This window comes from Klebsiella sp. GL120222-02, assembly GCF_003097195.1.
Taxonomy (GTDB): domain Bacteria; phylum Pseudomonadota; class Gammaproteobacteria; order Enterobacterales; family Enterobacteriaceae; genus Klebsiella; species Klebsiella variicola.
The window spans coordinates 91,806-105,234 of the sequence record NZ_QEQO01000004.1; the positions used below are offsets into that span (position 1 = coordinate 91,806).

Below are 13,429 nucleotides of genomic sequence, written 5' to 3' on the forward strand. Positions count from 1 at the left end.
TCGTCACAACTTAAGGGTTAACCACGGTACGAAACGCCAGCTTGCCATCTTTCACTTCGTTGATGACCGCGCTGCGAATGGCATCGCCGTTCTGTAACGTCAGCGTGCCGGTCACGCCCTGGAAATCTTTGGTGGCGCGGATTTTTTCATTCACGCAGACCCGATCGTGGGGATCGCTGCACTGGTTCATGGCGTTGACGATGACGTTATAGGCGTCCGCCGCCATTGCGCCCCAGGTATGGGTCGGCTGCTGGTATTTGGCTTCCCAGGCTTTGATGAAGGTTTCCCCGGCCGGGGTCTGCTCTTTGGCGTTCGGCGAGTAATAATCGGTGGTCATATAGCCGTTGACCGCGTCTTTACCGACATCGAAGAAGACCTGATCCGCGGCCAGACCGTCGCCGCCCACCACCGGTTTGTTGAGCCCCAGTTGTTTAGACTGCACGGCAATCAGCGCCCCTTCGGTGTAGTAGATCGGCATGTAAATCATGTCGACATTCTTCGCCTTGACGCTCGCCAGCTGGGCTTTAAAGTCCTTGCTGCCGCCCGGGGCCTGTACCTCGATGGGAATGGTGCCGCCGTTTTTCAGGAACTGGGTGCGGAACGCTTTCGCCAGGCCGACGGAGTAGTCGTTGCTGCTGTCAAACACGATGGCGGCGGTTTTGGCTTTCAGATCGCGGGAGGCCAGATTGGCCCCGACCACCCCCTGGAAGCTGTCCGAGAAACAGACCCGGCTGACGTACGGATGGTTACGGGTGACGCGGTCGTTGGTGGCGGTGGAGGAGACCAGCGGCGTTTTGCTGTCGTCGGCGATCTTGGTCATCGCCAGGGTGTTGGAGGAGGTGACTTCCCCGATCACGGCATCCACTTTATCGCTGGAGACCAGGCGCTGCATGGCGTTGGCCGCTTCGACTTTGTCGCTTTTATCATCGATAACGATAAGCTTGATGGTATCGCCATTTTTTAAGGTCGGGGTGATGGCCTGAATAATGTCCAGCCCTTTCTGCGACGGCTGGCCGTAGCCGCTGAGGGCGCCGCTCAGGGGTAATACCACCCCGATTTTAATTTCCGCTGCCTGCGCGCTGCTGGCGCCGACCAGCGCGGCAACCAGCGTGGCCATTAAAGACGCTTTCCCGGAAAACGATTTCATTGGTATTTCTCCGTCGGTCGATTATTTATCTTTAACCATCAATGACTGCATAACATTGAGGAATAATTCGCCAGCGTGTCCGACGAATTATTGGCTGTTATGTTGAATAGATAACGAGATATATACCCTAAATAATTCGAGTCGCATGAAGGCGGCAAGTGAGCGAGTCCCCAGGCGCTTACCGAAGTAAGTGACTGGGGGGAGAGAACGCAGCCAACGCACATGCAACTTGAAGTATGACGGGTATTGTTAATGCGCTGATTTACCTTACAACGTCCGTTTCGTTTTTACTCATGCAATATTCTTATTACCTGCAGGGAGGGGCATAAGGCTGATGACAACACGGTTTTTGCTACGGTGAACGCATTTTGCCGGATGGCGACTGGCGCCTTATCCGGCCTGGAAAATACGCCATATAAACCGGTTGAACGGCTTCCGTAGACCCGCTCAAGCGAAGCGCCGCCGGGCAATTTCAGCACGCACCCGAATATAATATTCAGGTGCGCCCGGTAGTATTAAAATTTATTCTGCTGCTGGTGTGACTTATTCTTTTAAAGGGGGCAATGGTTTTATTTTTCCATGCAGCGCCGGATTATCACTTTCATCTTTTAACTGCACGCCGGTGACGCGGCGTAAAAAAGCCTGCTCCAGCAGCCAGGCCAGTTTAAAGGCGGCGGCGTCATGGCTTAATCCCTCCGGACGAATATTGGAGATACAGTTGCGCTCAGATTCCAGACGCTGACGATGGGGCTGCCAGGTGAGGTAGACGCCGAGGCTGTCCGGCGAGGAGAGACCCGGTCGTTCGCCAATCAGGATCGCCACCGCGCGGGCTTTCAGGGTTTCGCCAATATCATCCCCCAGCGCCACCCGCGACTGATGTGCCAGCACCACCGGCGCCAGGCCGATACCCAGCGTTTGCAGATAGGGCAGCAGGGCGCGGATCAATGGCACCGCCTGGCGCTCTACCGCCCAGGAAGAGAGGCCATCGCCGATCACCAGCAGCAGATCGGCGGGGCGGACGCCGCTGGCGGCGAGGTCGGCGCGGCTTTCGTCGGCGAGCTGCCGCCCGAGATCCGGACGCCGCAGATAGGTGTGACGGTCCGGCGCGGCGCTGCGCACCGTCAGGGCGTCGAGGCCGAGCGCCGCCAGCGGCGCCACCAGCTGCTGGCTGGCGAACGGCTGATGAATAGCATCCCGCGCTCTGGCATGGGCCAGACCAAAGTTAAGGATTTCGCGGGTCGGCAGGCTGGCGCCGCTGCGCCCCAGGGCGATCCGCGCATCGGTAAATTCACGCAGCGGGTTCCAGGCATCGGGACGGTTCATACGGAGGCTCCTTGCGGCAGGACGGACAGCAGCGGATGGCGGGCGTCGGTGAGCCGCAGCGCGCCGTGCGGATCGATAATCTGCATCTTCGCCAGCCAGTCGGCGAACTCCGGGGCATGTTTTAAGCCCAGCAGGCGACGGGCGTACAGCGCGTCATGGAACGAGGTGCTCTGGTAATTGAGCATGATATCGTCCGCTCCGGGCACACCGATCAGGAAGGTGAGCCCGGCGGTGCACAGCAGAGTCAGCAGGGTGTCCATATCATCCTGATCCGCTTCCGCGTGGTTGGTATAGCAGACGTCGCAGCCGATCGGCAGGCCCATCAGCTTGCCGCAGAAATGATCCTCCAGCCCGGCGCGAATAATCTGCTTGCCGTCGTAGAGATACTCCGGACCGATAAAGCCGACCACGGTATTGACCAGTAGCGGTTCAAAGTGACGGGCGACGGCGTAGGCCCGCGCCTCACAGGTCTGTTGATCGACGCCGTGGTGGGCGTTGGCCGACAGGCAGCTTCCCTGGCCGGTCTCAAAATACATCACATTGTTGCCGAGGGTACCGCGCCTGAGGCTGAGGGCCGCCTCGCGGGCCTCCTGCAGCATGGCAAGATTGATGCCGAAGCCGCTGTTGGCCGCTTCGGTTCCCGCCACCGACTGAAACACCAGATCCACCGGCGCGCCGCGCTCAATCAGCTGCAGCGTATTGGTGACATGGGTCAGAATGCAGGACTGGGTGGGAATGGCGAAGCGCTGAATAATATCGTCCAGCATGACGTTCAGCTGCGCCAGCACCGGTAAGCTGTCGCTGGCCGGGTTGATGCCGATCACCGCGTCCCCGGCGCCGTACAGCAGCCCGTCGAGCATACTGGCGGCGATGCCTTTCAGGTCGTCGGTAGGATGGTTGGGCTGCAGGCGTACGCTGAGGTGGCCGGGCAGGCCGATGGTGTTGCGAAAGCGCGTCACCACCTGGCATTTGCTGGCGGCAAGGATCAGATCCTGATTGCGCATCAGCTTACTGACCGCCGCCGCCATCTCCGGGGTGATGGCGCGGGCGACCCGCTGCAGCGTGGCGGTATCGGTAGCATCATCCAGCAGCCAGTCGCGAAAATCGCCGACCGTCAGGTGACGCAGGGCAGCAAAGCCCTGCGCATCATGGGTGTCGAGGATCAGGCGAGTCACTTCGTCCTGCTCGTAAGGGATAAGCGGGTTGTCGAGAATGTCGGTCAGCGGCACCTCGGCGAGGGCCATTTTCGCCGCCATCCGCTCTTCGGCTGAGGTGGCGATAACCCCTGCGAGGGCGTCGCCGGAGCGGGCTGGCGACGCTTTCGCCATCAACGTTTTCAGACTATCAAAGCGCCATACCTGGCCCGATAGCGTGGTTTTATACATGCCGCCTCCTCAGGAGACCGTGCGCAGTTGAGGATCCACTGGCGCCCGTTCACGGGCCGCTGCGGTTTTGCGGAACCACAGGTAGCCGCCGAGCATCATCGCCGCGAAAATCAGCGCCAGCAGCAGGTTATACCAGACCATCGCCACCAGGCAGAGCACCGCCATGCCGAGGGCAAAAGCCGGCGCCAGCGGGTAGAGCGGGGCGCGGAATGGGCGGATCAGCTTCGGCTCGCTACGGCGCAGTTTGAACAGCGCCGCCATGGAAGTGATATACATAACAATAGCCCCAAATACCGACATGGTGACGATGCAGGCGGTCAGCGGCATGCCGCTGATGGTGATCAGCGAGTCGGAGAAGATCGCGGCGATACCGACCACGCCGCCGGCGAGGATCGCCAGATGCGGGGTGCGGGTGCGGCGGTTGAGGGTCGCCAGCCCGGCGGGCAGATAGCCGGCGCGGGCGAGGGAGTAGATCTGCCGCGAATAGCCCATAATGATGCCGTGGAAGGAGGCGACAAGGCCAAACAGCCCCAGCCACACCAGCATATGCAGCCAGCCGCTGCCATTGCCCACCACCGTCTTCATCGCCTGGGGTAGCGGATCGTTAATATTGGACAGCGCGCGCCAGTCGCCGACGCCGCCGGCGAAGACCATCACGCCGATCGCCAGCACCGTCAGCGTCAGAATGCCGCCGCCCAGGGCGCGCGGAATGGTGCGCTGCGGATCTTTGGCCTCTTCGGCCGCCATGGAGGCCCCCTCAATGGCGAGGAAGAACCAGATGGCGAACGGAATGGCGGCGAACATCCCCGGCAGCGCCAGGCCGCTGAAGCTTTCCGCGCCCGCCCAGCCGTTAGTGGTGAAGTGGCTCCAGGAGAAGCCGGGCGCGACCACGCCCATGAACACCAGCAGCTCGAAGATGGCCAGCAGGGTGACGATCAGCTCGAAGGTGGCGGCAATGCCGACGCCGAGAATATTGAGCGTCATAAAGATCACGTAAGCGCCGCAGGCGACCCATTTCGGATCCAGCGCCGGAAACTGCACGTTGAGGTAGGCGCCGATGGCCATGGCGATGGCCGGCGGGGCGAAGACGAATTCAATCAGGGTGGCAAAACCGGCGATAAAACCGCCGGTGGGCCCGAAGGCGCGGTAGGCATAGGCGAAAGGGCCGCCAGCGTGCGGGATGGCGGTGGTCAGCTCGGTAAAGCTGAAAATAAAGGCGCAGTACATCGCGGCGACCGCCAGGGCGACGACCATAAACCCCATCGTGCCCGCCTGCGACCAGCCGTAGCTCCAGCCGAAGTACTCCCCGGATATCACCAGTCCGACGGCGATCCCCCATAAACGAAAACTGCCGAGCGTTCTTTTTAAGGTGGTGGTTTGCTCTGTCATACGTGTTGCCTCGCCAGATAGAAAGGTTCTGAACGACAGGCTGCAAAGAGAGTGCCAGAACGTGGTCCGTCGCGATGAGGCGTCAGCGCGTGGCGCGCCCGCTGGCGCTGCGCAAAAATGGGGCAGGCTGCACGCTGTCGGCGCGTGCCCTGGTGCAGCGGCTTTGCTTTTTCCGCGGCGGCACGGTATAACACTTCTTCTTTTGGATGTTTAGATGTCTATACGTTTATACGCATCATGACCCGGGCAAGCGGGCTGGCGTGAGAAAATAAAATGCAAAGCACAACACAACAACAAGGTGGGCAACTGAAGCGCACCATGAAAACGCGCCATCTGATCATGCTGTCGCTCGGCGGCGTGATTGGCACCGGCTTATTTTTTAATACCGGCTATATCATCTCCACCACCGGCGCGGCCGGGACGCTGCTGGCGTATCTGATTGGCGCCCTGGTGGTCTGGCTGGTGATGCAGTGCCTCGGTGAATTGTCGGTGGCGATGCCGGAGACCGGCGCCTTCCACGTTTACGCGGCGCGCTATCTTGGCCCGGCGACGGGCTATACCGTGGCGTGGCTCTACTGGCTAACGTGGACGGTGGCGCTGGGTTCGAGCTTCACCGCGGCGGGTTTCTGCATGCAGTACTGGTTCCCGCAGGTGCCGGTCTGGATCTGGTGCGTGGTGTTCTGCGCGGTGATCTTCGGCCTTAATATCATTTCGACGCGCTTCTTCGCGGAAGGCGAGTTCTGGTTCTCGCTGGTGAAAGTGATCACCATCATCGCGTTTATTATTCTCGGCGGCGCGGCCATTTTCGGCATCATTCCGATGCAGGATGGCTCGCCGGCGCCGGGCCTGCACAATATCACCGCCGAAGGCTGGTTCCCGCACGGCGGCCTGCCGATCCTGATGACCATGGTGGCGGTGAACTTCGCCTTCTCCGGGACGGAGCTTATCGGCATTGCCGCCGGAGAGACGGAAAACCCGCATAAGGTCATTCCGGTCGCCATCCGCACCACCATCGCCCGGCTGATTATTTTCTTTATCGGCACCGTGTTCGTGCTGGCGGCGCTGATCCCAATGCAGCAGGCGGGGGTGGAGAAAAGCCCCTTCGTGCTGGTGTTTGAAAAGGTGGGCATCCCTTACGCGGCGGATATTTTCAACTTTGTGATCCTGACGGCGATCCTCTCGGCGGCTAACTCCGGCCTGTACGCTTCCGGGCGGATGCTGTGGTCGCTGTCGAACGAGAAGACGCTGCCGGCCTGCTTTGCCAAAGTCAATAAACGGGGCGTGCCGGTGACCGCGCTGTCGGTGAGTATGCTGGGCGGCGTGCTGGCGCTGTTCTCCAGCGTGGTGGCGCCCGATACGGTGTTTGTGGCGCTGTCGGCGATCTCCGGTTTTGCGGTAGTGGCGGTGTGGTTGAGCATCTGCGCCTCGCACTTTATGTTCCGCCGCCGCCATCTGCAGCAGGGTAAGGCGCTGAGCGATCTGCAGTATCGCGCTCCCTGGTATCCGGTGGTGCCCGTTCTGGGGTTTGTGCTGTGCCTGGTGGCCTGCGTGGGCCTCGCCTTTGACCCGAGCCAGAGAATTGCGCTGTGGTGCGGGATCCCCTTTGTGGCCCTGTGCTATGGTGCCTGGTATCTCACTCGTTCACGGAATATGACTCAGGAGTCCCAACATGTCGCAGACTAACCCGTTCACTGCTCTGCTTGCCGCCCAGCCTTATGTCCTGCTGGACGGCGCCATGGCCACCGAGTTGGAGGCCCGCGGCTGCGATCTGGCCGACAGCCTGTGGTCGGCGAAAGTGCTGCTGGAGAACCCGCAGCTGATCCGCGATGTGCATCTCGACTACTTTCGCGCCGGGGCGCAGGTGGCGATCACCGCCAGCTATCAGGCCACCCCGGCGGGCTTTGCCGCGCGCGGGCTGGATGATGCGCAGTCCCGGGCGCTGATCGGCAAAAGCGTCGAACTGGCGCGCAAAGCGCGCGAGGCGTACCTCGCCGAGAACCCGCAGGCCGGCACGCTGCTGGTGGCCGGTTCGGTAGGGCCGTATGGCGCGTTTCTCGCCGACGGCTCGGAGTATCGCGGCGATTATCAGCGCAGCGCGGCAGAGTTCCAGGATTTCCACCGCCCGCGCGTCGAAGCCCTTCTGGATGCGGGCGCCGACCTGCTGGCCTGTGAAACCCTGCCGTCATTTGCTGAGATCCAGGCGCTGACGGCCCTGCTGCAGGACTATCCCCGTGCCCGCGCCTGGTACTCTTTCACGCTGCGCGACGCCGAACATCTCAGCGATGGGACGCCGTTACGCGAGGTGATGGCTGCCCTGGCGGATAACCCGCAGGTGGTGGCGGTGGGCATCAACTGTATCGCCCTGGAAAATACGCCCGCGGCGCTGGCGCATCTGCACAGCCTGACGGCCCTGCCGCTGGTGGTCTATCCTAACTCTGGCGAACATTATGATGCGGTGAGCAAGACCTGGCACCATCATGGCGAAGCCTGCGCCACCCTGGCGGATTATCTGCCGCAGTGGCTGGCGGCCGGGGCGAAGCTGATTGGCGGCTGCTGCCGCACCACGCCGAAGGACATCGCCGCGCTTAACGCGAAGCGCTGAGTTTTGTACCGGGTGGCGCTGCGCTTACCCGGCCTACATATTGCGCGATCCGTCGCCGCCACCCGGCGGCAACCCTCTGCCACTCACCAACCGCTCAAAAACAACTATCCTTTCCCGCTTTTGTTCTAAAAACGATTCGCTATTAGCCAGAATTTTTAATTACTTCATCTCCCTCCTGATGCCGGAAATACTGCACCTATAACAACTCAGGGGAAGCAGACATTATGGCATTCACATCGCGAATTACTCTTCTGGCGGCGCTGGCTGTCGCCGCCTTCCAGGCGCAGGCGGTCAACGTGACCGTGGCGTATCAAACCTCCGCTGAGCCGGCGAAAGTCGCCCAGGCGGACAACACCTTCGCCAAAACCAGCGGCGCGACCGTCGACTGGCGGAAATTCGACAGCGGCGCCAGCGTGGTGCGTGCCCTGGCCTCCGGCGATGTGCAGATCGGCAATATCGGCTCCAGCCCGCTGGCGGTGGCCGCCAGTCAGCAGGTGCCGATTGAAGTGTTCCTGCTCGCTTCAAAGCTCGGCAACTCCGAAGCGCTGGTGGTGAAAAAAAGCATTACCAAACCGGAAGATCTGATCGGCAAGCGCATCGCCGTGCCGTTTATCTCCACCACCCACTACAGCCTGTTGTCGGCGCTCAAACACTGGGGCATCAAGCCGGGCCAGGTGCAGATTATTAACCTGCAGCCGCCGGCGATTATCGCCGCCTGGCAGCGCGGGGATATCGATGGCGCTTACGTCTGGGCGCCAGCGGTTAACGAACTGGAAAAAGAGGGCAAGGTGCTGACCGATTCCGCGCAGGTTGGGGAGTGGGGCGCGCCGACCCTCGACGTTTGGGTGGTCCGTAAGGACTTCGCCGAGCAGCATCCGGAGATCGTCAAAGCCTTTGCTAAAAGCGCCATCGACGCCCAGCAGCCCTACATCGCCAACCCGGAAACATGGCTGAAACAGCCGGACAACATCAGCAAGCTGGCGCGCCTGAGCGGCGTGCCGGAAGCCGATGTCCCCGGGCTGGTGAAGGGGAACACCTACCTGACCGCCGCTGAGCAGGCGCAGGCGCTGAATGGTCCGGTCAATCAGGCCATCGTCGATACCGCGCGCTTCCTGAAAGAGCAGGGCAAAGTGCCCGCGGCGGGAACCGATTATCGTCAGTACGTCACTGACCGTTTCGTGAAGTAAAGGAGGCGGCGATGCTGCAAATCTCGCATCTTTCCGCCGACTACGGCGGTAAACCGGCGCTGGCGGATATCAACCTGACGCTGGAGAGTGGGGAGCTGTTGGTGGTGCTGGGGCCTTCGGGCTGCGGTAAAACTACCCTGCTGAACCTGATTGCCGGATTCGTGCCCTATCAGCACGGCAGCATCACCCTCGAAGGTCAGCGGGTGACCGGGCCGGGCGCAGAGCGCGGCGTGGTCTTCCAGAACGAAGGCCTGCTGCCGTGGCGCAATGTGCAGGATAACGTGGCGCTGGGCCTCCAACTGGCGGGCGTGGATAAAGCGCAGCGCCGGCAAGCGGCGGCGCAGATGCTGAAGAAGGTGGGTCTCGAAGGGGCGGAAAAACGCTTTATCTGGCAGCTGTCCGGCGGTCAACGCCAGCGGGTGGGCATCGCCCGGGCGCTGGCGGCGAATCCGCAGCTGTTGCTGCTGGATGAGCCCTTCGGCGCGCTTGACGCCTTTACCCGCGAGCAGATGCAGACATTGCTGCTGAAACTGTGGCATGAGACCGGCAAACAGGTGCTGCTGATCACTCATGACATTGAAGAGGCCATCTTTATGGCCACCGAGCTGGTGCTGCTGTCGCCGGGGCCGGGACGGGTGGTGGAGCGGCTGCGGCTTGATTTTAGCCGTCGCTTTGTCGCGGGCGAATCCTGCCGCAGCATCAAATCCGACCCGCGGTTTATTGAACAGCGGGAATACATTCTGAGCCGGGTGTTTGACCAACGGGAGGCTTTCTCATGAGCGTGGTACTGAACGACAAACCGCGTCAGACGACGCTGAAGTGGCGCTGGCCGCTCTCCCGTCAGCTCACCCTCAGCGTGGCGACTCTGGCGGTATTGCTGGCCGTCTGGTGGGCGGTCGCGGCGCTGCAGCTGATTAGCCCGCTGTTTCTGCCGCCGCCGGGTCAGGTACTGCAAAAGCTTATCACCATCGCCGGGCCGCAGGGTTTTATGGATGCGACGCTCTGGCAGCATCTGGCGGCGAGCCTGACGCGGATCGTCATCGCCTTGCTGGCGGCAGTGCTTATTGGCGTACCGGTGGGGATCGCCATGGGGCTCAACTCGACGGTGCGTGGGATCCTCGATCCGCTGATCGAACTCTATCGTCCGGTGCCGCCGCTGGCCTACCTACCGCTGATGGTGATCTGGTTTGGCATCGGTGAAACCTCGAAGATCCTGCTGATCTACCTGGCGATTTTCGCGCCGGTAGCCATGTCGGCGCTGGCAGGGGTAAAAAGCGCGCAGCAGGTGCGCATTCGCGCCGCCCGTTCGCTGGGCGCCAGCCGGGCGCAGGTGCTGTGGCTGGTGATCCTGCCCGGCGCGCTGCCGGAGATCCTCACCGGGCTGCGCATTGGTCTCGGGGTGGGCTGGTCAACGCTGGTGGCCGCTGAGCTGATCGCTGCCACCCGCGGATTAGGATTTATGGTGCAGTCTGCCGGCGAGTTTCTCGCCACCGATGTGGTGCTGGCGGGGATCGCGGTGATTGCCATTATCGCCTTTTTACTGGAACTGGGTCTGCGCGCGCTGCAGCGTCGCCTGACGCCCTGGCATGGAGAAGTACAATGAGTGAACGTCTGAGCATTACCCCGCTGGGGCCCTATATTGGCGCGCAGGTGACCGGGGCAGATTTAACCCGTCCGCTGAGCGACAACCAGTTTGAACAGCTGTATCACGCGGTGCTGCGTCATCAGGTAGTATTCCTGCGCGAGCAAAATATCACCCCGGCGCAACAGCGCGACCTGGCGCTGCGGTTTGGCGACCTGCATATCCATCCGGTCTACCCTCACGCCCCTGGCGTGGAAGAGATTATCGTCCTCGATACCCACAACGATAATCCGCCGGATAATGACAACTGGCATACCGATGTCACCTTTATCGACACGCCGCCCGCCGGCGCCATTCTGGCGGCGAAAGAGCTGCCGACGACCGGCGGGGACACCCTGTGGACCAGCGGCATTGCCGCCTGGGAAGCGCTGTCAGAACCTTTCCGGCAGCTGCTGAGCGGCCTGCATGCCGAACACGATTTCCGCAAATCGTTCCAGGAGTATAAGTACAACAAGACCGAAGCCGAGCATCGGCGCTGGCAGGAAGCGGTGGCGAAGCATCCGCCGCTGCTGCACCCGGTAGTGCGTACCCACCCGGTGACCGGCAAGCAGGCGCTGTTCGTTAATGAAGGGTTTACCACGCGAATTGTCGAGGTGAGTGAGAAAGAGAGCGCAGCGCTGCTGAACTTCCTGTTTGCTCATGTCACTAAACCGGAGTTTCAGGTGCGCTGGCGCTGGCAGCCGAACGATGTCGCTATCTGGGATAACCGGGTGACCCAGCATTACGCCAACGCCGACTATCTGCCGCAGCGGCGGATCATGCACCGGGCGACGATCCTCGGCGATAAGCCGTATTACCGGGCGGGGTAATGCTTGTAGCCGGTTAAGGCATCAGCCGCGAGCCGCGGAGAAAAGCGGATGCTGCATTGCCCGCTGCTTCCCGGAGGCGGCGCCTGACGCGCCTTTTCCGGGCGACCGATCCGTCGGAAATGGTGTACCGTAGCCCGGCTAAGGCGCAACGCGCCGCAAGCCGGGAAAAAGCGTTTATGCCGATTTTTGCGCACCCAGATGCGCGCCAATATAGCGCTGATAGCGATTGGCCTTCAGGTAGGTGAGATCCACCAGCACCAGACCATCCACGCAGTTATTGAAATCCGGATCGCTGCCGAAATCGATAAACTGCACGCCGCCCGGCTCGCACACTTCCGAGTACTGCTTATACAGCGGCGGGATCGCGCAGCCGAGATTGCCGAGCAGGGACTTCAGCCGGGCCAGGTCGTCGTTGTAATCCTCCCCGCCAAACTGCGCCAGCACGTCGGGCAGCGACGCCGGATAAGGTCGACGCGACTCCGCCAGCGGATGCGTCGCCGGGAACCACAGCCGGTAGAACGCCACCAGCAGATCGCGGGCGGCGGGCGGCAACCCGCCAGAAATCGACACCGGACCAAACAGATAGCGATAGTGCGGATAGCGCGCCAGATAAGCGCCGATGCCTGACCACAGGTAGTCCAGCCCGCGACGCCCCCAGTAGCGCGGCTGGATAAAGCTGCGCCCCAGCTCAATGCCGTGCTGCAGGACATCGTCCATCCGCCCGTCGTAATGGAACAGGCTGTAACTGTAGATCCCTTCCAGGCCGCGCTTTGCCAGCTGGATGGCCGTCGGCATAAAGCGGTAAGCGCCGACGATTTCCAGATCGTCTTCATCCCACAGGATCAGATGCAGATAGTCGTCGTCATACCCGTCGATATCCCGCCGTTTGCCGCTGCCTTCCCCGACCGCGCGGAAGGCGATTTCCCGCAGACGTCCCAGCTCGCGCAGCAGCGGCGCGTCCTCCTGGCCGTTGCGCTGCCAGAGGTAAATCACTTTGCCGTCGGTGGTGCGGCCCAGACACTCGGCCTTATGCAGTTCGCGTTTGAGCAATGCCCGGTCTTCCGGACGGGCGATGGCGCTTTCGGTTTTGAACTGCCCCGGCAGCCCTTTGCGCAGTTGTTCCAGGTGCTGATAGCAGCGGCCGGTAAGCTCGCGAGCGCTGGACTTGGCATCGAACCAGCTCGACCAGGGGATCTGCTGGCCGATGCGCACCGGCAGGCTGCTGTTGCGCCGGCGAAACATCTGCTGCATCAGCAGGAGCAGCGGCAGGTTGTCGGAGACCAGCGTGCTGGCGTAAAACAGGGCGCTGTTGTGGGCGTTAATCCACGCCGGCAGCAGCGGGGCGCGATATTTTGCCGCCAGCTTAATAAAGCCGGAGTGCCATTTTTTATCGCGGATACCGCGACGGGTGAGGCGGGAGACTTCCCCCGCCGGGAAGAAGATCAGCACCCCGCCGGCCTGCAGCTGGTGATCCATCTGCTGCAGCGCCGCTTTAGCGGTGCGGCCATGAATATTATCTACCGGGATAAACAGCGAGCTCAGGGGCTCAAGGTGGGTGAGCATGCGGTTGGTGACCACTTTGACATCGCGGCGCACGCGGGATACCGCATACAGGAGCGCCAGGCCGTCGAGGGTGCCGGTGGGGTGGTTGGCGATAATGACCAGCGGGCCATATTCGGGGATTTGTTCGAGATCGTGCGCCGGGATGGCGCAGCGGATATTGAGGTATTCCAGTACCTGTTCGACCGTATCAAGCCCCTTCAGGTGGCGATGACGATCGGCAAATTGTTGAAACTCTTCCTCATAAAACAGCTTTTTTAACAGTTTCTTTTGCCAGGGGGCGGGCCTCGCCTGAGGCCACAGGTCATCGAGTACGTTGTCGAGACTAAACATAGTGGCTCCTCCTCCGTCCTGCCCAGACAGTAGAAGGTGGAGATGTCGTTCA

The 13,429-nt window shown here is 61.5% G+C and carries 13 protein-coding genes; 8 read left to right on the forward strand and 5 right to left on the reverse strand.

The window, feature by feature from the left end:
- Window positions 1-10: 10 nt before the first annotated feature.
- Complete coding sequence (locus N438_RS14320; protein ID WP_004147267.1) at window positions 11-1,117, reverse strand: ABC transporter substrate-binding protein; 1,107 nt, start codon at window positions 1,115-1,117, stop codon at window positions 11-13.
- Between N438_RS14320 and N438_RS28065 the strand changes: the two genes are divergently transcribed.
- Window positions 1,110-1,253, forward strand: a complete 144-nt coding sequence (locus tag N438_RS28065) for a hypothetical protein (RefSeq protein WP_046881799.1) — start codon at window positions 1,110-1,112, stop codon at window positions 1,251-1,253. The two genes, N438_RS14320 and N438_RS28065, sit on opposite strands and share 8 nt — an antisense overlap.
- A 437-nt stretch (window positions 1,254-1,690) precedes the next feature.
- Here N438_RS28065 and eutC read toward each other — a convergent pair whose 3' ends face one another.
- The 3 genes from eutC to eat are packed head-to-tail and all read right to left on the reverse strand — an operon-like array spanning window position 1,691 to window position 5,244.
- The gene (eutC, locus tag N438_RS14325; RefSeq protein ID WP_032739168.1) at window positions 1,691-2,470 is read right to left on the reverse strand and encodes an ethanolamine ammonia-lyase subunit EutC; all 780 of its coding nucleotides are present in this window, start codon (window positions 2,468-2,470) and stop codon (window positions 1,691-1,693) included.
- Window positions 2,467-3,855, reverse strand: coding sequence for an ethanolamine ammonia-lyase subunit EutB (locus tag N438_RS14330; protein ID WP_044612961.1), 1,389 nt, complete (start codon window positions 3,853-3,855; stop codon window positions 2,467-2,469). The genes eutC and N438_RS14330 overlap by 4 nt, the downstream gene beginning before the upstream one ends.
- 9 nt (window positions 3,856-3,864) lie before the next feature.
- Window positions 3,865-5,244, reverse strand: coding sequence for an ethanolamine permease (gene eat, locus N438_RS14335; protein WP_008805328.1), 1,380 nt, complete (start codon window positions 5,242-5,244; stop codon window positions 3,865-3,867).
- Window positions 5,245-5,318: 74 nt separating this feature from the next.
- Between eat and N438_RS28070 the strand changes: the two genes are divergently transcribed.
- The 7 genes from N438_RS28070 to tauD all read left to right on the forward strand — a co-directional run bounded on the left by N438_RS28070 (window position 5,319) and on the right by tauD (window position 11,484).
- Window positions 5,319-5,435: a hypothetical protein gene (locus N438_RS28070; RefSeq protein ID WP_012542728.1), complete on the forward strand. Its 117-nt coding sequence runs from the start codon at window positions 5,319-5,321 to the stop codon at window positions 5,433-5,435.
- Between the two features lie 82 nt (window positions 5,436-5,517).
- Window positions 5,518-6,927, forward strand: coding sequence for an S-methylmethionine permease (gene mmuP / locus N438_RS14340; RefSeq protein WP_008805329.1), 1,410 nt, complete (start codon window positions 5,518-5,520; stop codon window positions 6,925-6,927).
- Entirely contained in the window at window positions 6,914-7,846 is a 933-nt protein-coding gene (gene mmuM / locus N438_RS14345) for a homocysteine S-methyltransferase (RefSeq protein WP_008805330.1), read from the forward strand. The genes mmuP and mmuM overlap by 14 nt, the downstream gene beginning before the upstream one ends.
- A 224-nt stretch (window positions 7,847-8,070) precedes the next feature.
- On the forward strand, window positions 8,071-9,033 hold the full coding sequence (gene tauA, locus N438_RS14350; RefSeq protein ID WP_008805331.1) for a taurine ABC transporter substrate-binding protein: 963 nt from the start codon (window positions 8,071-8,073) through the stop codon (window positions 9,031-9,033).
- Window positions 9,034-9,044: 11 nt separating this feature from the next.
- Window positions 9,045-9,812, forward strand: a complete 768-nt coding sequence (gene tauB / locus N438_RS14355) for a taurine ABC transporter ATP-binding subunit (RefSeq protein ID WP_004893960.1) — start codon at window positions 9,045-9,047, stop codon at window positions 9,810-9,812.
- Entirely contained in the window at window positions 9,809-10,636 is an 828-nt protein-coding gene (gene tauC, locus N438_RS14360) for a taurine ABC transporter permease TauC (protein WP_008805332.1), read from the forward strand. Before tauB ends, tauC begins: the two co-directional genes overlap by 4 nt.
- A complete protein-coding gene (gene tauD, locus N438_RS14365; protein WP_004144604.1) occupies window positions 10,633-11,484 on the forward strand; it encodes a taurine dioxygenase in 852 nt (283 codons plus the stop codon). The genes tauC and tauD overlap by 4 nt, the downstream gene beginning before the upstream one ends.
- 174 nt (window positions 11,485-11,658) lie before the next feature.
- Here the strand turns inward: tauD and N438_RS14370 are convergent, their stop codons facing one another.
- Complete coding sequence (locus N438_RS14370; RefSeq protein ID WP_012542727.1) at window positions 11,659-13,377, reverse strand: GNAT family N-acyltransferase; 1,719 nt, start codon at window positions 13,375-13,377, stop codon at window positions 11,659-11,661.
- Window positions 13,378-13,429: the final 52 nt, after the last annotated feature.

Coding starts and splice junctions, on each gene's coding strand:
- N438_RS14320 (WP_004147267.1), bottom strand. CDS start 1,117: ATGGCCACGCTGGTTGCCGCGCTGGTCGGCGCCAGCAGCGCGCAGGCA.
- eutC (WP_032739168.1), bottom strand. CDS start 2,470: ATGAACCGTCCCGATGCCTGGAACCCGCTGCGTGAATTTACCGATGCG.
- N438_RS14330 (WP_044612961.1), bottom strand. CDS start 3,855: ATGTATAAAACCACGCTATCGGGCCAGGTATGGCGCTTTGATAGTCTG.
- eat (WP_008805328.1), bottom strand. CDS start 5,244: ATGACAGAGCAAACCACCACCTTAAAAAGAACGCTCGGCAGTTTTCGT.
- N438_RS28070 (WP_012542728.1), top strand. CDS start 5,319: ATGAGGCGTCAGCGCGTGGCGCGCCCGCTGGCGCTGCGCAAAAATGGG.
- mmuP (WP_008805329.1), top strand. CDS start 5,518: ATGCAAAGCACAACACAACAACAAGGTGGGCAACTGAAGCGCACCATG.
- mmuM (WP_008805330.1), top strand. CDS start 6,914: ATGTCGCAGACTAACCCGTTCACTGCTCTGCTTGCCGCCCAGCCTTAT.
- tauA (WP_008805331.1), top strand. CDS start 8,071: ATGGCATTCACATCGCGAATTACTCTTCTGGCGGCGCTGGCTGTCGCC.
- tauB (WP_004893960.1), top strand. CDS start 9,045: ATGCTGCAAATCTCGCATCTTTCCGCCGACTACGGCGGTAAACCGGCG.
- tauC (WP_008805332.1), top strand. CDS start 9,809: ATGAGCGTGGTACTGAACGACAAACCGCGTCAGACGACGCTGAAGTGG.
- tauD (WP_004144604.1), top strand. CDS start 10,633: ATGAGTGAACGTCTGAGCATTACCCCGCTGGGGCCCTATATTGGCGCG.
- N438_RS14370 (WP_012542727.1), bottom strand. CDS start 13,377: ATGTTTAGTCTCGACAACGTACTCGATGACCTGTGGCCTCAGGCGAGG.